The sequence below is a fragment of the Streptomyces sp. Qhu_M48 genome, assembly GCF_051305195.1.
Taxonomy (GTDB): domain Bacteria; phylum Actinomycetota; class Actinomycetes; order Streptomycetales; family Streptomycetaceae; genus Streptomyces.
Genome location: NZ_CP195432.1, coordinates 4,937,071 through 4,959,734, shown reverse-complemented (window position 1 = coordinate 4,959,734; position 22,664 = coordinate 4,937,071). Strand labels below are relative to the sequence as shown.

Annotated in this window: 20 protein-coding genes; 10 read left to right on the top strand and 10 right to left on the bottom strand. The window is 72.9% G+C overall.

The genetic code is table 11. From position 1 onward, the window contains the following. Nucleotides 1–3: 3 nt before the first annotated feature. From ACRRSS_RS22455 to ACRRSS_RS22445, 3 genes are all read right to left on the bottom strand, one after another. The gene (locus ACRRSS_RS22455; RefSeq protein WP_435972919.1) at nucleotides 4–507 is read right to left on the bottom strand and encodes a hypothetical protein; all 504 of its coding nucleotides are present in this window, start codon (nucleotides 505–507) and stop codon (nucleotides 4–6) included. 262 nt (nucleotides 508–769) lie between these two features. Beyond that, the gene (locus ACRRSS_RS22450; RefSeq protein WP_435972918.1) at nucleotides 770–1,192 is read right to left on the bottom strand and encodes a PaaI family thioesterase; all 423 of its coding nucleotides are present in this window, start codon (nucleotides 1,190–1,192) and stop codon (nucleotides 770–772) included. 4 nt (nucleotides 1,193–1,196) lie between these two features. Continuing rightward, nucleotides 1,197–1,754 carry a sigma-70 family RNA polymerase sigma factor gene (locus tag ACRRSS_RS22445; RefSeq protein ID WP_435972917.1) on the bottom strand — a complete coding sequence of 186 codons (558 nt, stop codon included), beginning with the start codon at nucleotides 1,752–1,754 and terminating at the stop codon, nucleotides 1,197–1,199. 259 nt (nucleotides 1,755–2,013) lie between these two features. On the opposite strand from ACRRSS_RS22445, the gene ACRRSS_RS22440 reads away from it, so the two are divergent. Both ACRRSS_RS22440 and ACRRSS_RS22435 read left to right on the top strand, forming a co-directional pair. Continuing rightward, nucleotides 2,014–3,216, top strand: coding sequence for a CapA family protein (locus ACRRSS_RS22440; protein ID WP_435972916.1), 1,203 nt, complete (start codon nucleotides 2,014–2,016; stop codon nucleotides 3,214–3,216). 88 nt (nucleotides 3,217–3,304) lie between these two features. Continuing rightward, nucleotides 3,305–4,213 (top strand): polysaccharide deacetylase family protein, encoded by a 909-nt coding sequence (locus ACRRSS_RS22435; RefSeq protein ID WP_435972915.1) that lies wholly within the window; start codon nucleotides 3,305–3,307, stop codon nucleotides 4,211–4,213. Nucleotides 4,214–4,275: 62 nt separating this feature from the next. Here ACRRSS_RS22435 and ACRRSS_RS22430 read toward each other — a convergent pair whose 3' ends face one another. Beyond that, nucleotides 4,276–4,935, bottom strand: coding sequence for a class F sortase (locus ACRRSS_RS22430; RefSeq protein ID WP_435972914.1), 660 nt, complete (start codon nucleotides 4,933–4,935; stop codon nucleotides 4,276–4,278). Between the two features lie 580 nt (nucleotides 4,936–5,515). Between ACRRSS_RS22430 and ACRRSS_RS22425 the strand changes: the two genes are divergently transcribed. Beyond that, a complete protein-coding gene (locus tag ACRRSS_RS22425; RefSeq protein ID WP_435972913.1) occupies nucleotides 5,516–6,037 on the top strand; it encodes a hypothetical protein in 522 nt (173 codons plus the stop codon). Nucleotides 6,038–6,156: 119 nt separating this feature from the next. On the opposite strand, the gene ACRRSS_RS22420 is transcribed toward ACRRSS_RS22425, so the two are convergent. The 3 genes from ACRRSS_RS22420 to ACRRSS_RS22410 form a co-directional block, all read right to left on the bottom strand. Then, a complete protein-coding gene (locus ACRRSS_RS22420; RefSeq protein WP_435972912.1) occupies nucleotides 6,157–6,717 on the bottom strand; it encodes a hypothetical protein in 561 nt (186 codons plus the stop codon). 167 nt (nucleotides 6,718–6,884) lie between these two features. Next, a complete protein-coding gene (locus tag ACRRSS_RS22415) occupies nucleotides 6,885–7,649 on the bottom strand; it encodes a DUF4239 domain-containing protein (RefSeq protein WP_435972911.1) in 765 nt (254 codons plus the stop codon). Between the two features lie 18 nt (nucleotides 7,650–7,667). After that, a complete protein-coding gene (locus ACRRSS_RS22410) occupies nucleotides 7,668–8,261 on the bottom strand; it encodes a hypothetical protein (RefSeq protein WP_435972910.1) in 594 nt (197 codons plus the stop codon). A gap of 540 nt (nucleotides 8,262–8,801) precedes the next feature. Between ACRRSS_RS22410 and ACRRSS_RS22405 the strand changes: the two genes are divergently transcribed. Together ACRRSS_RS22405 and ACRRSS_RS22400 are read left to right on the top strand one after the other, a co-directional pair. Next, on the top strand, nucleotides 8,802–9,614 hold the full coding sequence (locus ACRRSS_RS22405) for an SAM-dependent methyltransferase (RefSeq protein WP_435972909.1): 813 nt from the start codon (nucleotides 8,802–8,804) through the stop codon (nucleotides 9,612–9,614). Next, entirely contained in the window at nucleotides 9,611–11,776 is a 2,166-nt protein-coding gene (locus tag ACRRSS_RS22400; protein WP_435972908.1) for a putative bifunctional diguanylate cyclase/phosphodiesterase, read from the top strand. The genes ACRRSS_RS22405 and ACRRSS_RS22400 overlap by 4 nt, the downstream gene beginning before the upstream one ends. 145 nt (nucleotides 11,777–11,921) lie before the next feature. Here ACRRSS_RS22400 and ACRRSS_RS22395 read toward each other — a convergent pair whose 3' ends face one another. Both ACRRSS_RS22395 and ACRRSS_RS22390 read right to left on the bottom strand, forming a co-directional pair. Beyond that, nucleotides 11,922–14,108 carry a hypothetical protein gene (locus ACRRSS_RS22395; protein ID WP_435972907.1) on the bottom strand — a complete coding sequence of 729 codons (2,187 nt, stop codon included), beginning with the start codon at nucleotides 14,106–14,108 and terminating at the stop codon, nucleotides 11,922–11,924. 85 nt (nucleotides 14,109–14,193) lie between these two features. Then, nucleotides 14,194–15,105 (bottom strand): LysR family transcriptional regulator, encoded by a 912-nt coding sequence (locus tag ACRRSS_RS22390; protein ID WP_435972906.1) that lies wholly within the window; start codon nucleotides 15,103–15,105, stop codon nucleotides 14,194–14,196. Nucleotides 15,106–15,300: 195 nt separating this feature from the next. Between ACRRSS_RS22390 and ACRRSS_RS22385 the strand changes: the two genes are divergently transcribed. The 5 genes from ACRRSS_RS22385 (at nucleotide 15,301) to melC2 (ending at nucleotide 20,163) form a co-directional block, all read left to right on the top strand. After that, nucleotides 15,301–15,927, top strand: coding sequence for a succinate dehydrogenase cytochrome b subunit (locus ACRRSS_RS22385; RefSeq protein ID WP_435975397.1), 627 nt, complete (start codon nucleotides 15,301–15,303; stop codon nucleotides 15,925–15,927). Between the two features lie 2 nt (nucleotides 15,928–15,929). Beyond that, the gene (locus ACRRSS_RS22380; RefSeq protein WP_435972905.1) at nucleotides 15,930–17,885 is read left to right on the top strand and encodes a fumarate reductase/succinate dehydrogenase flavoprotein subunit; all 1,956 of its coding nucleotides are present in this window, start codon (nucleotides 15,930–15,932) and stop codon (nucleotides 17,883–17,885) included. Further along, entirely contained in the window at nucleotides 17,882–18,631 is a 750-nt protein-coding gene (locus ACRRSS_RS22375) for a succinate dehydrogenase/fumarate reductase iron-sulfur subunit (protein ID WP_435972904.1), read from the top strand. The genes ACRRSS_RS22380 and ACRRSS_RS22375 overlap by 4 nt, the downstream gene beginning before the upstream one ends. Nucleotides 18,632–18,923: 292 nt before the next feature. Then, the gene (melC1, locus tag ACRRSS_RS22370; RefSeq protein WP_435972903.1) at nucleotides 18,924–19,316 is read left to right on the top strand and encodes an apotyrosinase chaperone MelC1; all 393 of its coding nucleotides are present in this window, start codon (nucleotides 18,924–18,926) and stop codon (nucleotides 19,314–19,316) included. A gap of 19 nt (nucleotides 19,317–19,335) precedes the next feature. Then, nucleotides 19,336–20,163: a tyrosinase MelC2 gene (gene melC2, locus ACRRSS_RS22365; RefSeq protein ID WP_435972902.1), complete on the top strand. Its 828-nt coding sequence runs from the start codon at nucleotides 19,336–19,338 to the stop codon at nucleotides 20,161–20,163. A gap of 83 nt (nucleotides 20,164–20,246) precedes the next feature. Here the strand turns inward: melC2 and ACRRSS_RS22360 are convergent, their stop codons facing one another. Next, on the bottom strand, nucleotides 20,247–22,598 hold the full coding sequence (locus ACRRSS_RS22360) for an ATP-binding cassette domain-containing protein (protein ID WP_435972901.1): 2,352 nt from the start codon (nucleotides 22,596–22,598) through the stop codon (nucleotides 20,247–20,249). Nucleotides 22,599–22,664: the final 66 nt, after the last annotated feature.

Sequence of the window (22,664 nt, the reverse complement as noted above, 5' to 3'; positions counted from 1 at the left end):
CGGTCAGCGCAGGTGCAGCGAGAGATGGGCGAGCGGCAGACCCAGCCTCCAGGCGGGCAGCCAGATCTGCTCCTCCTCGTCGACCGGGTACCCGGTGTCGTCGTCCGTCCGGCCGTCGAGGTCCGTGGCGCGCATCCAGGTGTCGCGCAGACGCCGCCACGCGTTCTCCGCGAGCGCCAGGTCGGGACCGGCGCCACCGGTCGCGCGCCGTGCCGCGAGCCGCTCCTCGACCCAGGGCGGCCAGGGCCGGTCGTAGGCCGTGTGACCCAGCCACTCGTCGACCCGCCCCGCGGTCCACCTGTCCGCGGGCCCGTCGGGCTCCCCGGTGAGGTGGACGGTGAGGGCGAGGGCCTGGAGGCCCGCCCGGTACTCCAGTGAGCCGGGCGCGACGAGCGCGGCGGCCCGCAGGACCTCGTCGGCCAGGTACTCGGCGCACAGCCAGGCCATCGGGACGGCGAGTCCGCCGCCACTCGTGCCGCCGGCGCCGTTCGTGCTCTCGGGGCGCAACGCTCCCACCTTCTCCCGGACATCGGGGACCCGGACGTGTGGGACCCGGGGAGAGCTTCCTCCGTCGAGGGCGTCCACGGGTCCCGCTTTGCTCAACTCGCCCGTGTGGTTTCGGATACGTTTCCCGGCCGGATAGGTGCCGGTGGGATTCCCGACGTCACCGGAGGCGTACGGGGCGGGGGAGGCGTCTCAAGGGGAGGCGTCTCAGCCAGGCGCGTCTCCAGGAGGAGCGTCCCCGGGAGACGGACGGGCGCGCGGCGCCTCAGCCCAGCAGTGCGTACACCGCGGTCGCGTGGGCCGCGACCTCCTCCGTGCCCTCGGCCGTCATGGTGATGTCGGCGAAGGCCATCCGCTTCCCCGCCTTGGTGAGCCGGGCGCGCACGAGGACGTCCGCGCCGACGACCGCCCGCTGGAAACTGATGGACTGCTGGACGGTGGTCATCGGGACGAAACCGCCCCGGGCCGCGGCGACCGCGAGGACCGTCGCCGTGTCGGCGGCGGCCATCAGGGCCTGACCGGACAGGCCCCCGCCCTCCCGGGCGAGCCGGTCCGACCACGGGAGGCGGAGCACGGCCTCCTGGCCGTCGGCGGACTCGACGGATTCGACGGTGAGTCCGAGATCGAGCACCCAGGGGGCGAAGTTGTCGGCGAGGACCTGTTCGGCGGCGGTGAGTGTCAGCGTCACCGCGTCATTGTGGGGCCGCGACGCGGGGCCGGGCAACGCCCGCGCGGCGCGGCCGGTAGCCGGGCAGCGACCGGCCGAGCTGCCGCAGCGCGTAGTGCGAGCGGGACTTGACGGTCCCGGCGGGGATGCCGAGCTCGACGGCGGCCTCGTTGACGGTGAGGCCGTGGAAGTAGAGCCGGACGAGGACCGCGCGGTGCTCGGGGCTCAGCTCGCGGACGGCAGCCCGGACGTCGAGCGCCGCCTCGGCCGAGGTGGTGGCGTCGGCGGGGTCGGGCGTCACCGCGAGGACACCGTCCCCGATCTCGGCGGGCCGCGCCAGCCGTGAGCGCCGGGCGTCGATGGCGAGGCGGCGGGCCACGGTGAAGAGCCAGGGGCGCATCGACTCGTAGGGGCCGTCGAAGGCCTCGGGGTGGAGCCAGGCCCGTACCAGGGTCTCCTGCGCGAGGTCCTCGGCCCGCTGGCGGTCCCCGTAGGTGAGCCCGAGCAGGAAGGAGAGCAGCGCGGGGCCGTGGTCCCGCTGCAGTTGCTCCAGGGTCCGTTCGTCGGTGGTCGCCGTCGTCATGCTTCCCGCCTCTCCTGCGGCTCGTCGTCCGGGGCGTATCGGAACGCATCCGGACGGCGAGGGACAGGGAACGGACATCGGTGTGCGACGAACGGTCGCACCGAGCGGCGAGTGGTACGCCGAACGGTCACCCGGAGTCGCTGCGTCCGTTTCAGCGGGGTTGGTGACGCTCTGCGGCCTTGACCCTTGACTGCGGCTTTCCTAGACGATCAATTCGTCAGAACAGATGTTCATCCGATGAACAGGGGGAGTGTCGCCCATGACCTCACGCACGAGACCCGCGGGGGCGGTGGCGCTCGCCGCCGTCCTGCTCGCGGCGGCGACCGGCTGCGGCGACGGGAGCGCACCGGCGGTCGGCACTCCCACCCCCCAGGGCACGACGGAGCGCACCGCCGCCCCGTCCGCCGCGCCCGGCGGCGCCTCCGCGCCCGCCGGATTCACCCTCGTCGCCTCCGGTGACGTCCTCCCGCACGACTCGATCATCCGCAGGGCGGCACAGGACGCGGGCGGCACCGGCTACGACTTCGCGCCCATGTTCGCCGGCGTGAAGTCCGTCGTCTCCGGGGCCGACGTGGCCATCTGCCACATGGAGACCGTGTACGGGAGGGACGGCGGGCCCTACACCGGCTACCCGGCCTTCAAGTCACCGCCCGAGGTCGCCGCCGCGCTCGGCGCCACCGGGTACGACTCCTGCTCCACCGCCTCCAACCACACCCTCGACGACGGCGCCGAGGGCCTCGGCCGCACCCTCGACGCCCTCGACCGCGCCGGAGTCCGCCACGCCGGATCGGCCCGTACCGCCGAGGAGGCGCGCGAGACCACGCTGCTCAAGGCCGGCGGTGCCACCGTGGCGCAGCTCGCCTACACCTACGACACCAACGGCTACCCCATGCCCGAGGGGCAGCCCTGGGCGGTCAGGCTGCTCGACGAGCGGAAGGTGATCGCGGACGCCCGCGCGGCCCGCGCGGCCGGCGCCGACGTGGTCGTGGTCAGCGTCCACTGGGGCAGCGAGTGGCAGACCGAACCCGACGAGCGACAGCTCTCACTCGGCCGCGCGCTCACCGCGTCGCGCAGCGGCGGCCGCCCCGACATCGACCTGATCATCGGCACCCACGCACACGTGCCGCAGGCGTACGAGAAGGTCAACGGCACCTGGATCGTCTACGGGATGGGCGACCAGATCGCCGGGGACATGATCAACCACGAGGGTGTCTTCGACCCCCGCGGAACCCAGGGCAGCATCGGCCGCTTCACCTTCACACCGCCCCGGAACCCCGGGGGGCGCTGGGAGGTCGCCAAGGCCGAGTTCGTCCCCCAGTGGTTCGACACCGGGCGCGGCCGGGTGGTCAACCTCGGCGCCGCCGACGGCTCCGACCCGCGCCACGCCGGGATCCGCGACACGATCCGCCAGGTGGTGATGAGCCGGGGCGCCGGCGAGGACGGCCTGGTGATGGGCGGATGACGCGCGGGGCGTGAGGGCCGGTCGCGGGAGGACCGGGGCCGGCGCGCTATCGGCTCATCGGGTGCTTTCGGACGGGCGGCCGGTGTCGATGAGTCACGCCGACCCTCATCCGTACGAACCATTGGTCATGAAAAAGGATCAGATGACCAGTGGGCGTCGGGCGGTGCTGAGGCTCGCCGCCGCCCTCGGGGCCACCGCCACCGTCGGAGTCCTCGCGGCGGACCGGCTCACCGCGCCCGACGGGGCCACCCCACCCCCGGCCCCGCCCCACCGGGGCGGCACCGGAGCGGGCCCCGCCGCGGGCCCCCAGGCCCAGGCCGCCCGGCTGCGCCCCTCCGCCTACCGGCTCCAGCCGATGACCGCGTACGCGCCCCCGGCCTTCCGGCGCGCGGTGCCTCCGGTCCGGCAGCGCCCCTTCCTCAGCATGTCCGGCGTCGGCCGCTCCATGGTGCTGAGCTTCGACGACGGCCCCGACCCCCGCTACACCCCGGCCATCCTGGAGACCCTGCGCCGTCACGACTGCCGGGCGATGTTCTTCGTCTGCGGCGAGATGGCCGTCGAGAACCCCGACCTGCTGCGGGAGATGGCCACGGACGGGCATGTCGTCGGCAACCACACCTGGTCCCATCCTCTCGTCCCCAAGCTGCGGCCCTCCCTCATCCGTGACGAACTCGGCTCCACCAGCGAGGTGATCGAGCGGACCCTCGGAACGGCGCCGCTCTGGTACCGCGCCCCCTACGGGGCCTGGAACCGGCACTCCTTCGAGATCGGCGCCGAACTCGGCATGGAGCCGCTGGCCTGGACCGTGGACACCCTCGACTGGAAGGAGCCCGGCACCGACACCATCGTCCGCCGGGTCCTCGACGGCGCCGCCCCCGGCGCCGTCGTCCTCTCCCACGACGCCGGCGGCGACCGTGCCCAGAGCGTGGCCGCGCTCCGCCGCTATCTGCCCGAACTCCTCGACGCCGGCTACCACATCACCGTGCCCCGGCGCTGACCGTCGCGGTACGGCGAAGGGCCCCGGCACCTCGGGTGCCGGGGCCCTCCCTGTCCCGACGCCTACCGGGAGCCGACCAGACGCGCGTACACGACGACGTTCCCGTCGTAGCCACGCGCGCGCGTGTAGCCGCCGCCGCAGGTGATGACCCGCAGTTCGGGCGCACCGGTGTCGGCGTAGACCTGCACGCCCGGGAAGTTGTCCTTCGCGTACACCTCGACCCCGTAGATCTCGAAGATCGCGACCCGGCCGTCGTACCGCTCGACCTCGACGTGCTGGCCCTTCTCCAGGGACCCCAGGCCGTAGAAGACCGCCGGGCCCTGCTCGTTGTCGACATGGCCGACGACCACGGCGGTGCCGCGCTGGCCGGGGGAGATGCCGTTCTGGTACCAGCCGGCGAGGTTGGCGTCCTGGGGCGGAGGGGCCGCCACCCAGCCGTCCGGGTCCAGGCCCACGTCCATGATCGGGGCCGCGACCCGGATCGCCGGGATCTTGATCCGGGAGGCGGGGGCGAAGGTCAGCGGCTCCAGACCCTCGACCGACCCGGGCGGCGGGGCGACGGGGCGCGCCACCGGCCGGGCCGCCGCGGCCGGCTGCGGGGGCCCCGGCGCGATGTCGACTCCGTTGCGCATCATCGCGATCCCGGACAGCATGGCGAGGGCCAGGACGCCCCAGGGTCGGCGTCTCCTGCGGGCGAGGACGCGGAAGTCCTTCGGGGGCATGGTTCTCCCTTCGTGGCGTCGTCAGAACGGTAAGTGCGGTCCGACGGACCGTCGCGCCGGACGGCGCGAACGGGTGGGGACCGCTGCCGGACGGGTGTCGGGGGCCGCGGGGGAGTGTCGTCGACGTGCCCGGGGAGCGTCGTCGGAACGGGTCCGGGACGCGCGGGAGCGCGGGTCCTTCCGGGCTGCCCCGACGGCTGTCCGGGCCGCTCCTTGACGGCTCCCCGGGGCTCCCCAGACGGCTGCCCCGGCCGCCCCCTGACGGCTCCCCGGGGCTCCTTTCGCGGCCCGGGTGCGGGCGTGCGGAGGTCCCCGCCGCCGACGGGCGGAGGATGGGCCGGGGGCAGGCGGGTGACGGAGGGCTGACCCATCCGAGTATTCGTCAGATAAGCGGCCCAGTCGGCTCTGACCTGCGGCTCTGTCGTCCGCGAGGGGCTGATTCCGGGCGTGTCGCCTCACCGGGGTGGACCAGTGCCGACATGCACAGCTCGCCACGACTTGTGATGGTTCGTCATGGAAGGCGTACTCGTCGAAACTCCCGGAGCACCGCTCTGGGGCGTCTTCCACTGGAGGTTCAACCATGCGTGCTGCACGCACTCTGGCGGTGACCGCCACCGCGATCGCGGCGGTCGGGCTCTCGGCCCCCCTCGCCGCCGCCACCTACACGCCGGGCAACGTCCTCAGCGGTGGCTCGAACAACGGCCCGAGCGACGTCACCGTCAACCCCTTCGAGGTCCACCCCGGGTCGACGCTCACGATCACCGCCAGGGGCTGCAACCGCGGCGGCACCGTCACGTCCAACGCCTTCCCGGAGACCACCCTGTCGGGTAACAACAACGGGGTCTCTTCCGCGGTCGCCCGTGTCTACAACCACGCCACTCCCGGCAACTACAACCTGGCCGTGAGGTGCAACGGGAACAACTCCGTGGTCACGCAGCCGTTCCGGGTCCTCCCGGGCCGGGGTGCGCAGGGCGGTCTCGGTGGCTCGCTGGCGCCCAGCTCCACCGAGATGGCCGTCGGCGGCAGCCTCGTCGCCGCGGCCGCGCTCGGCGGCGGTCTCTTCATCGTCCGCCGTCGCCGTGTGACCGGTGCGGGGGTCTGACCGGCCGAACCTCCTGGTCGGCTCGCCGACCCCGTCGCCCCCGGGTCCTCACCAGGACCCGGGGGCGACGGGCGTCCGGGGACGACCGCGCACCGCTCCGGTCCGCGCCGCACCGGCCGTCAGTGCCGGCGGGACGCGGAGTCACGGCGGCGCACCACGTAGAAGACGCCGCCCGAGGCGGCCAGGACGAGCGCCCCGCCCGCGGCCAGGTCGACCGGCCCGACCCCGTTGTCCTGCGAGCCGCCGAGGCCGCCCTGGACACCGCGCGGGAGCGCGGTGATCGTGGAGCGGATCGTCGGGGTGGCGGTGGGCGTGCCGCTGATGGTGAGGGTGACGGTCTCCTGCACGCCGCCCGTGCAGTTGAACACCACCGTGTAGACGGCGCCCGGCCTCGCGTCCAGGTCCACGGTGGCGGTCGCCACCGAGCCGGGGGCGATGACGGCGGTGTCGAAGATGCCGGCCGAGGCCGTCGCCGTGCTGGCGCAGCCGGGGGCGCTGAGCGTCACCCGCCCGCCGGGGGCGACGAGCGAGGGCGACACGACGAAATCGCCCGGTGCCTTGGCCCGTGCCGCTCGCGGGTTGGGTGCGGGAGCACCGTCCGCCGCGACAGCGGCGGGGGCGGCCAGGGCGAGGGTGGCCGCCCCCAGTAGGGCAGTGGACGCGGCACGTATCGCGCGCATGGTGAATCCTCCGGGTCCCGAGGGGCAGCCGCGGAAGGGGATTTCCGCGAAAGGCCGTGCGTACACCTCGATGTCCGCCACGCTAGGAGCGCACTACCACAGCCGCGATCCCAGACGTGCGAATGGGGCACCGATGTCCCCCGGGTGGCTCACTCGGCCGGGTCATCTCACCGTGTGACCTGCGGGAACAGATCGGTGAACGGCGCGGCGGTGGCCGAGACGCCCCGGCCGAAGGGCGCGTCGAAGTCCCAGATGAGGAAGAGCAGGAACGCGATCAGCACGCTGAAGAGCCCGGCGAGCAGCAGTTCCCTTCCGGTCCTGCGGATCTGGAGCGTGAAGATGAGGCCGACGGTCACCAGGCCGCCGAGGATCAGGCCGAACCACACCACCCCCGGCATCGTCGCCCCCGCGTTCTGGCCCCGCGCCCCACGGGCGTCGTCGGCCACCGCGACCTGGTCCACCAGCGGCTGGTAGGCCTGCCCCTCGAAGTCGTCGGCGGGCTGGTAGTCGGTGACGCTGCGCCGCACCCGCTCCAGGAGCGCGGTGCCCTTCTCGCTCAGCGAGCCCTCCTCGGCCATGTACGCCCACTCGTCGTTGACCACGTACGAGACGTACGCGTCGACGTCGGCGCGGATGCGGTCGCGGACCTCCTGCGGATAGACCTCGACGCGGGCCGAGATCTCGTGCATCGCCTGCGCCTCCTGCCGCACGGTCTCCTGGGCGGCCCCGCGGGCCTCCCACACGCCGGCGATGGCCAGGCCGAGGACGATCGCGTAGATCACGCCGATCATCATCGTCATGTACTCGATGACGTCCGGGGTCTCGCTGGGGTCGTCGTCCTCGGTGATCCGACGGTTGTTGATGACGACGATGGTGAGGACGACGGCGCACGCGGCGGCCATCGCAAGGGTGAGAACAAGCCATTCAGACATGGATTCCTCCGGCGGGGATCAGCGGGAGCGGGGGCGCAGGATGGCGGTCGCGAGGACCGCGGGGGCGATGATCACCAGCGTCATGGTGACGACGGACGTACTGCCCTTCGGCTGGGGCCGTGCCGTGCGGCGGTAGTGGGGGAACGCGACGGGACCCGCCGCCGGTGGCCGCGGACCCGCGGTGGGCGCGGGCGCGGGAGGCGGCGCGGGTGCCGGGGTGCGCTCCGGCGGCCGGGTCGTGGGCGGTGCGGGGGACGCCGGGTCCGGGCTCGGTGCCGGTGTGCCGGCCGGGGGAGGCGGCGTCGTCGTCCGTACGGGAGGCGGGGGCGGCGCCGGGACCGGTGGGGGCGGCGGTGCCGGGGTGGGCCGGGGCGGGACGGGCGGCGCCGGTGGCGCGGGCTTCGTGGGACGCGGCGGCGGTGGCGGAGACGGCGGGGCGGGCGTGGGCGAGCAGGCGCCCGGCCCGATGACCGCCACCGACGTGTTCGACCCGCCGGGGCCGGTGGTGGCGTAGGCGCAGGAGTCGGCGGCGGCGGGCACGGGTGTGGCGAGGAGCCAGACGAGTGCGAGGGCCGCCAACGGCCGCGCGAGGAGTGATCCGTACAGAGGCACGCCGTCGAGCTTGATCACAGGGACGGCGCGCCGGGGCGGAATCCGGTGGGATTCGCCAGATGGAGGGGATCTCCGGATGCGCCGGTTTGACGTTTCGTCGGTCCGGGGGGCGACGAGACGCAATCAACGGCTGTCACAGGCCTCTTGAATGGGGCAGAGGCGGCCGGGTCGGCCCGTTCCGGCCTTCGATTCGATAACTGTCCGGTTGTCGCCCTGTCGGGGTGACGCCGAACGGGGCATCCTGCACCGGCGACCAGGCTCCGACGACGGCAACGACCGTGGTACGGGCCGGGGCTCGGGCGCCCACCGGGTGGAACCACGGCCGGCCGAGGAGCCGACGCACACTCATATGCACGTGAATTTGCACAGCCTGAAGGCGTGAACTCTTCGCTCGGAGACCACGTGACAATGGCGTGTGACCAAGAACGGACCGCGAATTTCCGTTTCTACTCGCTCTCCCGGCGGGCGATCAGTAGCCTCACCTCGAACACCGGCCGCGAACACATGGCCGCATCCCCCGGCGACTTGTTGGAGACATTGATGGAGCGTCCCGCCTGGGCTCCGCCTGGTATCGACATCTCGGTGCCGAGCGTGTCCCGTATGTACGACTTCTATCTGGGCGGCTCGCACAATTTCGAAGTGGACCGGGACGCGGCGCGCAAGGCCATGGAGTTCATGCCGGGCCTGCCCAAGATCATGCAGGCGAACCGTGCCTTCATGCGGCGTGCCGTCCGCCACGCCGTTGACAACGACGTCACCCAGTTCCTCGACATCGGCTCCGGCATACCCACCTTCGGCAACGTGCACGAGGTCGCACGCGCCGCCGACCCCGGCGCCCGCGTCGTCTACGTCGACCACGACCCGGTCGCCGTGGCCCACAGCCGCGCCGTCCTGGAGGGTGACGAGAGCGCCGCGGTCGTCGCCGCCGACCTGCGCAAGCCGGCCGACATCCTGCGCAGCCCCGAGGTGTCCCGACTCCTCGACCTGAAGCGGCCGGTGGCGCTGCTCCTCGTCGCCGTCCTGCACTTCCTGGAGGAGGAGGACCGGCCGTACGAGGCCGTCGGCGAACTGCTCGACGCCCTCGCGCCCGGCAGCCTCCTCGTCCTCACCCACGCCTCTTACGAGGGCGTCCCGCTCTCCGAGGAGGAGGCGGGCGGCACCGTCGGCGTCTACCGGAACATCCGCAGCCCCCTGGTGATGCGGACCAGCGGCGAGATCACCCGCTTCTTCGACGGCACCGACCTGGTCGAGCCCGGCCTCGTCGCGATGCCGCACTGGCGACCGGACAGTCCGGTCGAGGAGGAGGACCCCTACGCCTTCTCCGGTTTCGCAGGGGTGGGGCGCAAGGCGTGAAGGTCCCGTCGCAGCCGTCCGGCACGGTTGCCGAAGCCGACGGCCCCGAGGACAGACTCCGGCGGTTCGTCACCATCTGGAGCCGCGCGATCTTCCCGGTGACCGCCACCTCGCTGACCCGCGCCGAGTTCGAGGGCCACCTGCTGCCGCTGGCCCGCACCCTGTGCGACGCCCTGCACGCCCGGCCCTTCGACACGGCCCCGGCCCAGGGCGCCGGAGCGGCCCTCGTCGCCGCCCACTGCACCGACCCGGACGCCCTCGGCCGCAGCCTCGGGGTCGTCGACTCCTACCTGGTGCTCTACTGCGGCATGGATTCGGACCTGCCGGCCGAGGAGCTCCGCGCCCGCTGCGCCCGGCTCCAGCACGCCATGGCCACCGGCTACGCCCAGGCCCTGCGCGAGCGGACCCGCGCCGAGCAGGAGGCCATCGCCCGCTCCGCGCTCTCCGCCCGCAGCGCCGCCGAGATCGCCCTGCACGCCACCGAGAGCCGCTTCCGCGCGGTCTTCGACGGTGCGGCGATAGGGATCGGCATCGCCGACCTCGACGGCAACGTCCTGGAGGTCAACGAGACCCTCACCCGCATGTTCGGCGGCATGGAGGGCCCGCTCCGCAGCCGGAAGGTCAGCGAGTGGGTCCACCCGGAGGACGGCCCGCACGTCTGGAAGCTGTACGAGGAGCTCGTCCGCGGCGACCGCGAGCACTACCGCGTCGAGAAGCCGTACTACCGCGGCGACGGAACGGTTCTCTGGACCAACCTCACGGTCTCCCTCCTCCGCGACGCCGACGGCAACCCCCAGTACCAGCTGGCCCTCATGGAGGACACCACCGAGCGGCGCCTGCTCCACCTGCGCCTGCGGTACGAGGCCACCCACGACGCGCTGACGGGGCTGCCCAACCGGACCCTGTTCTTCGAGCGTCTGGAGAAGGCCCTCGCGCCCGGCGACAACGCCCGCTTCGGCCTCTGCTACCTGGACCTCGACGGCTTCAAGGTCATCAACGACAGCCTCGGGCACTCCACCGGCGACCGGCTGCTCGTGGAGGTCGCCGACCGGCTGCAGAGCTGCGTCACTGGGGCGGGGGAGATGGTGGCCCGGCTCGGCGGCGACGAGTTCGTCGCCCTCACCACCGCCGCCGGTGGCGAACGCGACGTCACCGCACTCGCCGACCGCATCCTCGCGGCCCTCGCCACCCCCCTCAGCATCGACGGCCGCGAACTGACCGTCCGCGGCAGCCTCGGCGTGGTCGAGGGACCGGCCGGCGAGCGGACCCCGGCCGAGGTGCTGCGGAGCGCCGACATCACCATGTACCGGGCCAAGTCCGCCGGCGGCAACCGCTTCGAGCTCGCCGACCCGGAGGCCGACGCCCGCGCCATCACCCGGCACGGCCTCACCACGGCCCTGCCGACCGCTCTGGAACGCGGCGAGTTCTTCATCGAGTACCAGCCGCTCGTCCACCTCGACGACGGCAGCGTGCACGGCGCGGAGGCGCTCGTCCGCTGGTGCCACCCGCAGCACGGCGTGCTCGGCCCCGACCGCTTCATCCCCCTCGCCGAGGACACCGGCCTCATCGTGCCGCTCGGCCGCTGGGTGCTTCAGGAGGCCGTGCGCCAGGCCCGCTTCTGGCAGACCCGGCACGCCGACGGCGGACCGCTGCGGATCAACGTCAACCTCTCCCCGACCCAGCTCCACCACCCGCGCCTGGTCGCCGACACCGTCGACGTCCTGGAACGGTCGGGGCTCGACCCGGGCGCCCTCTGCCTGGAGGTGACCGAATCGGCGCTCATCGGCGCGGACGAGGACCTGCTCAAGCCCCTGCGGCAGCTCGCCGAGATGGGCGTGGACATCGCGCTCGACGACTTCGGCACCGGCTACTCGAACCTGGCCAACCTGCGCCGTCTGCCGGTGAGCGTCCTCAAGCTCGACCGTTCCTTCACCCGGGGCATGCAGCAGCACCCGGTCGACCCGGTCGACCTGAAGATCGTCGAGGGGATCGTCTCCCTGGCGCACAGCCTGGAACTCGCCGTCACCGTCGAGGGCGTGGAGACCGGCACCCAGGCCCGCCAGCTCCGCGAGCTCGGCTGCGACACGGCCCAGGGCTGGTACTACGCCCGCCCCGGCGCCCCGGACCGCATCCACTCGCTGCTGCTGGCGGACGCGGTCTGACTCCCGGATCCCGCGAAACCGGCCTCCCCGCGCGAAGCGGGGAGGCCGGGAAGAGAGACGGGGGAGGAAAGCGGAGAGGCTATATCGGCAGAGATTTCTGAGAAGGAAGCCTCTCCATGGCCTCGCCCCGGAACGACCGTAACACTCACGCGGGCAGCAGGTCGCGCAGATTCTCCGGGGTGATCACCCGCGAGCCCGTGGGCAGCCCCTCGGGACGTTCCATGCCGAGGTACGTGACCGGCGCCTCCGGTACCGAACGGCCGTCCCACAGCGTCACCCGGGCGCCGGACTCCTCCATCAGCGACACCAGATGACGTACCGTCAGCGACTCCCGTCCGAGCAGGCCGCGCAGCAGGACCGCGATCGACACCCGGTGCTCCTCGACCTGGTTGGCCGACGGCCTCCCCCGCAGGTAGAGGTGGAGCCAGTGCGCGTGCCAGCGGCCCTTCTCGTCACGGCGGAACGCCAGCGGCAGCGCCACCCGGCCGGGGCCGCGCAGATCCGACTTCGTCCGCACCGTCCGCGGCTCGAACGGACGCCCCTCCTGTGCCGGCTCGCGCAGCATGAAGCCGAAGAAGCACTCGGCCGCCTCGTCGAAGCCCTCGCCCGCGTAGACGTGCACCTGTGGCACGACGAACGTGCCGCGCACCGCGCCCAGCCGCAGGTCGATGAACTCCGAGGCCCCGTCCGGCGCTTCGGTGATGTCGCCCGAGTGCACGCCCTCGACGTCGGAGAGCGCCGTGTACGACAGCCAGGTGACGGTCGCGTACTCCTTGTCCAGGACGAGGGCCGACAGGTCGTGGTCCGTGGTGTGCCGCTCCTCCCTCCAGTAGGTGAAGAACCGCAGCAGCTCGCCCTCGACCGGCGAGACCGAGCCGCGCGGCAGTACACCGAGCCCCGCCGGGGCCGCCCGCCCGCTCAACGGCAGTGCCACGTCCAGCATGTGAGGATCGATCAGCAGAGGCCCCGGGTCCGGCAGTCGGCGGCGGGTCTCCGCGTCGAGCACGGCCACCAGCCGCGCGCGGACGGTGTCCGGCAGCGGCGGACGCGTGTCGGAGCCGACCCAGGCCCGGCCCTCGCGGTTCACGAAGACCCGGCGCGGGGGAGCGTCCGCCCCCGGCAGGCCCGCCCGGTTGTGGACGTGCTCGCGCAGTGACAGCACCACCCGGCCCGACACCTCCGGCGCGGCCCGCTCCACGGCGGCGAGGACCGCCTCCCGCTCCGCGCCCTCCTTCGCGGTGCGCAGGAGCCGGTCCACGGCGCGGAAGAGCCGGCCCGGGGCGTGCGAGGCCAGCAGGTCCGCCGCGCCGGTGAGGTCACCCCGTACGAGGAGTTCCTCCACGCGGCCGTCGAGGGACGGCGCCTTCCGCTCGCCCCTGGCCACGGCGAACACCTCGGCCGCGTGCGGCCAGTGCGGGTACTCGTGAGGGTGCAGCCGCTCCCCGAGCCGCTTCCACGTCTCCCCGTGCGCGGAGACGTCCGCGAGCCTGCCCGGGGAGGCGGCGACGAGCGCGTCGAGGCCCGCGAGCAGGGCCCGGCGGTGCGGGCGGGACAGCGCGCGGAACCGGGTGGACCCGCGCAGGGTGACATCGCCGTCCACGAGCGCGCAGGCGAGCCGCAGGACATCGGTGACGGTGTCCAGGAGCGGGGCCGCGCCCGCGCGGAGCCGGCCCCGGTTGACCACGGCGCGGTTCTCGCGGACCGGGATGTCCTCGGGCTCGGCTCCGTGCGCGTGGTGCCCGGCGAGGAGCGCCAGATCCTCCAGGTGCTCCTCGCCCAGCGGGGTCGTGCTGCCGGCCAGGGCACGGTAGAGCGCCGCGACCTCCTCCTCGGCGTCGCCGCCGGGGTGGAGCACGGTCAGCCGGTCACCGGCCGCCGCGATCAGCTCGTCGTGCCTGGCGATCATCTCCTCGTAGGTGTGCGGGTAGCGGCCGTACGAGGGGAGGCTCAGCAGGTCGAGAAGGCCCGTGCGCAGCCGCCGGAACAGACCGGCGCGGGCGTCGCCCCCGTCGACCGCCCGGGCGAAGCACTCCGTCCAGAAGTCGAGGGTGTCCGGCACGTTGGCCGGGAAGTCGACGAAGTAGACGTTGTGCCGGACGTGGTCGCCGACGAGCTCGCGGACCGAGGCCAGGGTGCGGACGGCGGTCTCCTCGACCACCGGCTCGGCGAGGGCCGAGAGGCGTGCGGTCAGTTCGGCCGACAGCTTGAACCCGGCTGTCATCAGGGCCGCGTCGAACCGGCGCGCGGCGGCGCTCCCGTCCCCGGCGGGGCCGGCGGGAAGGGGGAGGCGGCGGGTGTGCCGGACGACCAGGTGTTCGAGGGCGTGGACCATGGGGGCATGCTGGCAGTCACCGACGGTCCGTCGCACGCGGATTTACCGGGGTCCGGGGGAGGCGGTGGGGCGGGCGACGACCGCCTCAGCCGATGGTCACGGCCCCTTCCGGGCCGCCCCGCCGCGAGGCCAGCAGCATCCGCTGGAGCTCCCGGGCCGCGCGCGGCGGAGCCACGTCGCTGCGGTGGGCCAGCGCGATGGTCCGGCGCAGGCCCGGCCGGCCGAGGGCGGTCACCCGGAGGTCCCGGCCCGCGCGCGCCGCCACCATCGCGGGGACGACCGCGAGCCCGAGCCCGGCCCGTACGAAGCCGAGGACCGCGTCCAGCTCGCCGCCCTCGACCGTGAACGTGGGCTCGAAGCCCTCCGCCCTACAGGCCGCCACGGTCAGCTCCCGCAGGTCGTAGCCGTGCCGGAACATCACGAGAGGCTGGTCGCGCAGGTCCGTGATCCGCACCGGCCGACGGGGCGCCGGGGCCGAGGCGGCGGAGACCACCACCAGGTCCTCGCGGAGCAGCTCGACCGTCGTCAGGGCCGGTGACGGGGTCGGCAGCGGCAGCACCACGAGCGCCAGGTCGAGGGCCCCGCGCGCCAGCTCCCGTACGAGATCGTGCGAGCCGCCCTCCTCGATGAGGAGCTCGATCCCCGGGTGCAGGTCGTGGAAGGCCCGCAGCACGTCCGGCAGCAGTCCCGTGCACAGGCTCGGGGTCGCGCCGAGCCGCACCCGGCCCCGCTTGAGCTGGGCCAGCTCCTGTACCTCGATGCGGGCCGTCTCGGTGTCGGCGAGGATCCGCCGGGCGAGCGGGAGCAGCGCCTCGCCCGCGTCGGTCAGCGTGATGTTGCCCCGGGCGCGGCTGAACAGTTCGGCGCCCAGTTCCTGTTCCAGGGCCTTGATCTGCTGGGAGAGCGAGGGCTGCGAGACGTGGACGCGCTCCGCGGCCCGGGTGAAGTGACGGGTCTCGGCCACGGCGACGAAGTAGAGGAGCTGCTGGAACTGCATGTCCCCAGGGTAGGGCACATGAATAGGCTGCACCTATCGAGATCAGCCGGACCATGTCTTGGACCTCTCGGGCCCTTCGGCCCTAGCGTCGTGGACATGGCTCTGGCACCCACGAGGGACCGGACGACGGGCCGCCCGCCGTCCCCCACACCGTCACGCGGATTCCTGTCATCGACCCTCGGCAAGAAGACGGTCATGGCCGTCAGCGGGCTGCTCATGCTCGGCTACCTCGTCGCCCACGTCGTCGGCAACCTCAAGGTCTTCTTCGGCCCCGAGGAGTTCAACGCCTACGGCCACTGGCTGCGGGTCATGGGCGCCCCCGTCCTCCACCACGAGTGGGCGCTCTGGATCGTCCGGATCGTGCTCCTCGCCGCCGTCGTGGCCCACGCCGTCTGCGCGTACCAGCTCAGCCGCCGCGACGTGAAGGCCCGCCCCGTCGCGTACGCCCACCGCCGCCGGCGCGCCTCCTACGCCACCCGCACCATGCGCTGGGGCGGGATCATCCTCGCCCTCTTCATCGTCTGGCACGTCCTCGACCTGACCACCGGCACCGTCCACCCCGGCGGCTTCGAGGAGGGCAGGCCCTACCAGAACGTCGTCGACACCTTCTCCACCTGGTACGGCAACGTGATCTACATCGTCGCCATGCTCGCCGTCGGACTCCACGTCCGCCACGGCTTCTGGAGCGCCGCCCAGACCCTCGGCGTCGGCAGCGCCCGTCGCGAGCGCCTCCTGCGCGGCCTCGCCGACACCCTCGCGCTCGTCCTGACCGCGGGCTTCGTCTCCGTCCCCGTCGCCGTCATGACCGGAGTGGTGAGCTGACCATGACCTCCACCGAATTCGCGGAGTACGCCACCGGCGCCCCGCTCGCCGACACCAAGGCTCCCGCCGGGCCCGTCGCCGAACGCTGGGACACCCGCCGCTTCGAGGCGAAGCTGGTCAACCCCGCCAACCGCCGCAAGCACCGGATCATCGTCGTCGGCACCGGCCTGGCAGGCGGCTCGGCCGGCGCCACCCTCGCCGAACAGGGCTACCACGTCGTCCAGTTCTGCTTCCAGGACTCCCCGCGCCGCGCCCACTCCATCGCCGCCCAGGGCGGCATCAACGCCGCCAAGAACTACCGCAACGACGGCGACTCGATCCACCGCCTCTTCTACGACACCGTCAAGGGCGGCGACTTCCGCGCCCGCGAGTCCAACGTCCACCGCCTCGCCCAGATCTCCGTCGAGATCATCGACCAGTGCGTCGCCCAGGGCGTTCCCTTCGCCCGCGAGTACGGCGGACTCCTCGACACCCGCTCCTTCGGCGGCGTCCAGGTCTCCCGCACCTTCTACGCCCGGGGCCAGACCGGCCAGCAGCTCCTCCTCGGCGCCTACCAGGCGCTGTCCCGGCAGATCGCCGGCGGGAACGTCGAGATGCACGCCCGTACCGAGATGCTCGACCTCGTCGTCGTCGACGGCCGGGCCCGGGGCATCGTGGCCCGCGACCTGATCACCGGCGAGATCTCCACCCACTACGCGGACGCCGTGGTCCTCGCCAGCGGCGGCTACGGCAACGTCTTCTACCTCTCCACCAACGCGATGAACTCCAACGCCACCGCCGTCTGGCGGGCCCACCGGCGCGGCGCGTACTTCGCCAACCCCTGCTTCACCCAGATCCACCCCACCTGCATCCCGCGCACCGGCGACCACCAGTCCAAGCTGACCCTGATGAGCGAGTCGCTGCGCAACGACGGCCGCATCTGGGTCCCGAAGGCCAAGGGCGACACCCGGCCCGCGGCCGCCATCCCCGAGGACGAGCGCGACTACTACCTGGAGCGGATCTACCCCTCCTTCGGCAACCTCGTCCCCCGGGACATCGCCTCGCGCGCCGCGAAGAACGTCTGCGACGAGGGCCGCGGCGTCGGGCCGGGCGGCCAGGGCGTCTACCTCGACTTCGCCGACGCGATCCGGCGGATGGGACGCGAGGCGGTCGAGGAGAGGTACGGCAACCTCTTCGACATGTACGAGCGGATCACCGCCGAGAACCCGTACGAGGTCCCCATGCGGATCTACCCCGCCGTCCACTACACGATGGGCGGCCTCTGGGTCGACTACGACCTCCAGACCACCGTCCCCGGCCTCTTCGCCATCGGCGAGGCCAACTTCTCCGACCACGGGGCCAACCGGCTCGGCGCCTCCGCCCTCATGCAGGGCCTCGCCGACGGCTACTTCGTCCTCCCCGCCACGATCAACGACTACCTGGCCCGCCACCCCCACGCCGAACCCGTCACCGACGAGCACCGGGCGGTACGGGAGGTGCTCGCCGAGACCGAGGACCGGCTCGACCGGCTGCTCGCCGTCGACGGCGACCGCACCCCCGACTCCTTCCACCGCGAACTCGGCGCGCTCATGTGGGAGTACTGCGGGATGGCCCGCACCGAAGCCGGGCTGCGCACCGCCCTCGCCCGGATCCCCGAGATCCGCGCGGAGTTCTGGAGCCGCGTCAAGGTCCCCGGCACCGGCGAGGAGTTCAACCAGTCCCTGGAGAAGGCCAACCGGATCGTCGACTACCTGGAACTCGCCGAACTCATGTGCCTCGACGCGCTCCACCGCGCCGAGTCCTGCGGGGGACACTTCCGCGAGGAGTCCCAGACCCCCGAGGGCGAGGCCGCCCGCCGCGACGAGGAGTTCGCCTACGCGGCGGCCTGGGAGTTCGGCGGCACCGGCGAGGCCCCCGTCCTCCACAAGGAGGACCTCACCTTCGAACACGTCCACCCCACCCAGCGGAGCTACGCATGAGGCTCACCCTGCGCGTCTGGCGCCAGCGCGACGCCGACACCCCCGGCGCCATGTCCAGCTACGACGTCGACGGCATCTCCGCCGACATGTCGTTCCTGGAGATGCTCGACACCCTCAACGAGGACCTCATCCTGCGCGGTGAGGACCCCGTCGCCTTCGACCACGACTGTCGCGAAGGCATCTGCGGCGCGTGCAGCCTCGTCATCAACGGCGACGCCCACGGCCCCGAGCGCACCACCACCTGCCAGCTCCACATGAGGTCGTTCGACGACGGCGACACCATCGACGTCGAACCGTGGCGCGCCTCCGCCTTCCCCGTCGTCAAGGACCTGGTGGTCGACCGCTCGGCCTTCGACCGCGTCATCCAGGCCGGCGGCTACATCACCGCGCCGACCGGCGCGGCCCCCGAGGCCCACGCGACCCCCGTCCCCAAGGCCGTCGCGGACTCCTCCTTCGAGCACGCGGAGTGCATCGGCTGCGGCGCCTGCGTGGCGGCCTGCCCCAACGGCTCGGCGATGCTCTTCACCTCCGCCAAGATCAACCACCTGAACGTCCTGCCCCAGGGTTCCCCCGAACGCGAGACCCGCGTCCTCGACATGGTCGCCCAGATGGACGCGGAGGGCTTCGGCGGCTGCACGCTCACGGGCGAGTGCGCGACGGCCTGCCCGAAGGGGATCCCGCTGCCGTCGATCGCGGCGATGAACCGGGAGTGGCTGCGGGCGCAGCGAAAGGGAGGCCGCGGCTGAGTCCGGATCAGGACAGTCTCGCGGCGTGGGCTCCGCCACACCGCACACTCCGGGGCGAAAGATCGTTCACCAAATGATCACTTTCTCCGTAAGATCTTCGCTGCAGGGCGCCCCCAGCCGACCCGACAGCAAGATCAACTCTGTTCAACTCTGTACATTTCATGACAAGTTGTCCACTTCGCAGCCAACCGGCCTCAGGCGATTTCCGCCGCGCCGACACCCCCCGGTACTGATGACGGCTGCCGGGGGCATATGACCAAACCCCCGGTCGCACAGACCACTTGGGGGTTCCATGTCCAGCATCACCCGCCGCCGGGCACTCGGCGTCGCGGCCGGCGCAGCAGGCGCCGCCGCGGGCCTCGCCCTGGCCGGCAACGCCGCCGCCGACGCCACCCGCCCCGCCGCTCCGGCGGCCGGCCCGGCCCCGGCCTCCTTCAACGAGGTCTACCAGGGCCGCCGCATCCAGGGCGGGCCCTCGCACGGCGGCGGCCACCACGGGGGACACCACGGAGGCGGCTACTCCGTGACGATCGACGGTGAGGAACTGCACGTCATGCAGAACGCCGACGGCACCTGGATCAGCGTGATCAACCACTACGAGCCCGTCGCCACGCCCAAGGCGCTCGCCCGCGCGGCCGTCCGTGAACTCCAGGGCGCCCCGCTCGTACCCCTCACCCTCAGCTGATCGTTCCAGGAGCCGCACCATGACCGTACGCAAGAACCAGGCCACCCTCACCGCCGACGAGAAGCGGCGCTTCGTCAACGCCCTCCTGGAGCTCAAGCGCTCCGGGCGGTACGACACCTTCGTCACCACCCACAACGCCTTCATCATGAGCGACACCGACAGCGGCGACCGCGTCGGCCACCGTTCGCCGTCCTTCCTGCCCTGGCACCGTCGCTTCCTCATAGAGTTCGAGCAGGCGCTCCAGTCCGTCGACCCGACGGTCAACCTCCCCTACTGGGACTGGACGGCCGACCGCACCTCCCGCTCCTCGCTCTGGGCCCCCGACCTCCTCGGCGGCACCGGGCGGGCCCGCGACGGCCAGGTGCTCGACGGCCCGTTCGCCCGCAGCGGCAGCCGCTGGACGATCAGCGTCCGCGTCGACGGGCGCGACTACCTCCGGCGCGACCTCGGGGCGGGCGGCCGCCAGCTCCCCACCCGTGCCGAGGTGGACTCGGTCCTCGCCATGGAGACGTACGACACCGCCCCCTGGAACAGCTCCTCGGACGGCTTCCGCAACCACCTGGAGGGCTGGCGCGGAGTCAACCTCCACAACCGCGTCCACGTCTGGGTCGGCGGACAGATGGGCACCGGAGTCTCCCCCAACGACCCGGTGTTCTGGCTGCACCACGCCTTCATCGACAAGCTGTGGGCCGACTGGCAGGCCCGCCACCCCCGGTCGACCTACCTGCCGGCCGCGGGCACCGCGAACGTCGTCGACCTCCGCGACACCATGCGCCCGTGGAACGACGTGACCCCGGCGGACATGCTCGACCACACGCCGCACTACACCTTCGACACGGCGGCCTGACCCGCCGGACGGCGCCGGGGCGGGGCGGGGAACCTCCGCCCCGGCACCGCCGGCCGCGGGATCCCGCGCGGCGGACCGAGCCGTCAGTCGATCCCCAGGGACCGGGCCAGATACGGCGCGGTACGGCTGTCCGCCGCCCGGGCCACCCGGTCCGGGGGCCCCGCCGCCACGATCCGGCCGCCCTTGTCGCCGCCGCCCGGGCCGAGATCGACGACCCAGTCGGCGGTGGCGACGACGTCCATGTCGTGCTCGACGACGATCACCGAGTGCCCGGCGTCCACCAGGCCGTGGAGCTGGCGCATCAGGACCTCGACATCGGCCGGGTGCAGGCCCGTCGTGGGCTCGTCCAGCACGTACAGGGTGGGGGAGCGGTGCGGCCGCTGGAGTTCCGAGGCGAGCTTGATGCGCTGCGCCTCGCCGCCGGACAGTTCGGTGGCGGGCTGCCCCAGCCGCAGATAGCCGAGGCCCACGTCGAGCAGCGTGCGCAGACTTCGGGCGGCGGCCGGCGTGTCGTCGAAGAAGGCCGCGGCGGACTCGACGGTCAGATCGAGGACCTCGGCGATCGTCAGACCGCGCATCCGCACCTGGAGGGTCTCGGGGTTGTAGCGCGCGCCGTGGCAGTCGGGGCAGGGCGCGTACGTACTGGGCAGGAAGAGGAGCTCGACGGAGACGAAACCCTCGCCCTGGCAGGTCTCGCAGCGCCCGCCCGCGACGTTGAAGGAGAAGCGCCCCGCCTTGTAGCCGCGGGCCCGCGCCTCCCCGGTCTCCGTGAACAGCCTGCGCACGACGTCGAACAGGCCCGTGTACGTGGCCAGGTTGGAGCGCGGGGTGCGTCCGATCGGCCGCTGGTCCACCGTCACCAGGCGCTCCACCCCGGAGAGTTCCTCGGTCAGGGCGCCGACGAGCGTCGACTTCCCCGAGCCCGAGACGCCGGTGACGGCCGTCAGCACCCCGACCGGGAAGGCCGCGTCGACCGCCCGCAGGTTGTGCCGGGTGACCGGCCCCGTCCGCAGCCAGCCGGCCGGTTCGCGCACCTCCCGCGCGGGCGCGGGCGCCCGGCCGAAGAGGAACCGCCGGGTCGCGGACGCCTCGACGTCCGCAAGCTCGCTCGGCGGGCCGCTGTGCAGCACCCGCCCGCCGTGCACCCCGGCGCGCGGGCCGACGTCCACGAGCCAGTCGGCGTGCCGGATGACGTCGAGGTGGTGCTCGACGACGAAGACGGAGTTCCCGGCGGCCTTGAGCCGGTCGAGGACCACGAGCAGCGCCTCGGTGTCGGCCGGATGCAGTCCGGCGGAGGGCTCGTCGAGGACGTACACCACGCCGAAGAGCCCGGAACGGAGCTGGGTGGCGAGCCGCAGCCGCTGCAGTTCGCCGTTGGAGAGGGTGGGCGTGGCGCGGTCCAGGCTCAGGTAGCCCAGACCGAGCTCGGTCACCGTCGCGATGCGCGAGACGAGGTCCTCGGTCAGGACCCGCGCGGTCTCCCCGTCCCCGGCGGCCGCACCGGAGAGGAGCGCGGACAGGGTCGTCAGCGGCAGCGAGGCGAGGTCGGCGATGGACCGGCCGGCGAACGTCACCGCGAGGGCCTCGGGCCGCAGCCGCCCACCACCGCACACCGGGCACGGCGCGCTGGTGAGGAAGCGCTCCGCCTTCGCGCGGAGCGACGTGCTCTTCGAGTCGGAGAAGGTGCGCAGGACATAGCGCCGGGCGCTCATATACGTGCCTTGGTAAGGGCGTTGGATGCGATCGGCGTCCCGCACCGGATGGACGGTGACCACCGGCTGCTCGTCCGTGAAGAGGATCCACTCCCGGTCCTTCGCGTCGAGGTCGCGCCAGGGCCGGTCGACGTCGTAGCCGAGGGCGTCGAGGACGTCCCGCAGGTTCTTCCCCTGCCAGGCGCCCGGCCAGGCCGCCACGGCACCCTGGCGGATCGACAGCTCGCGATCGGGGACGAGGAGTTCCTCGCTGGTCTCGTGGACCCTTCCCAGGCCGTGGCAGGAAGGGCAGGCGCCGGCCGCCGTGTTGGGGGAGAAGGAGTCGGAGTCGAGCCGCTCGGCACCCTCCGGGTACCGCCCCGCCCGCGAGAACAGCATCCGCAGGGAGTTGGAGAGGGTCGTCACCGTACCGACGGAGGACCGGGCGTTCGGGGAGGACCGGCGCTGCTCCAGGGACACGGCCGGCGGCAGCCCCGTGATCTCGCCGACCGCGGGCGCCCCCACCTGGTGGATCAGCCGTCGCGCGTACGGGGCCACCGACTCGAAGTAGCGCCGCTGCGCCTCCGCGTAGATCGTGCCGAACGCCAGGGACGACTTGCCGGAGCCCGAGACCCCGGTGAAGGCGACGAGCGCGTCGCGGGGGATGTCGACGTCCACCCCGGTGAGATTGTGCTCGCGGGCACCGCGGACACGGACGTACGGATCATGGGGGCTGTCTGGCATGGGATGATTTTATCCTTTGGTCCCCCTCGCGGCCCGGTGGCACCAGGCGCCCGGGGGCGGGCGGAC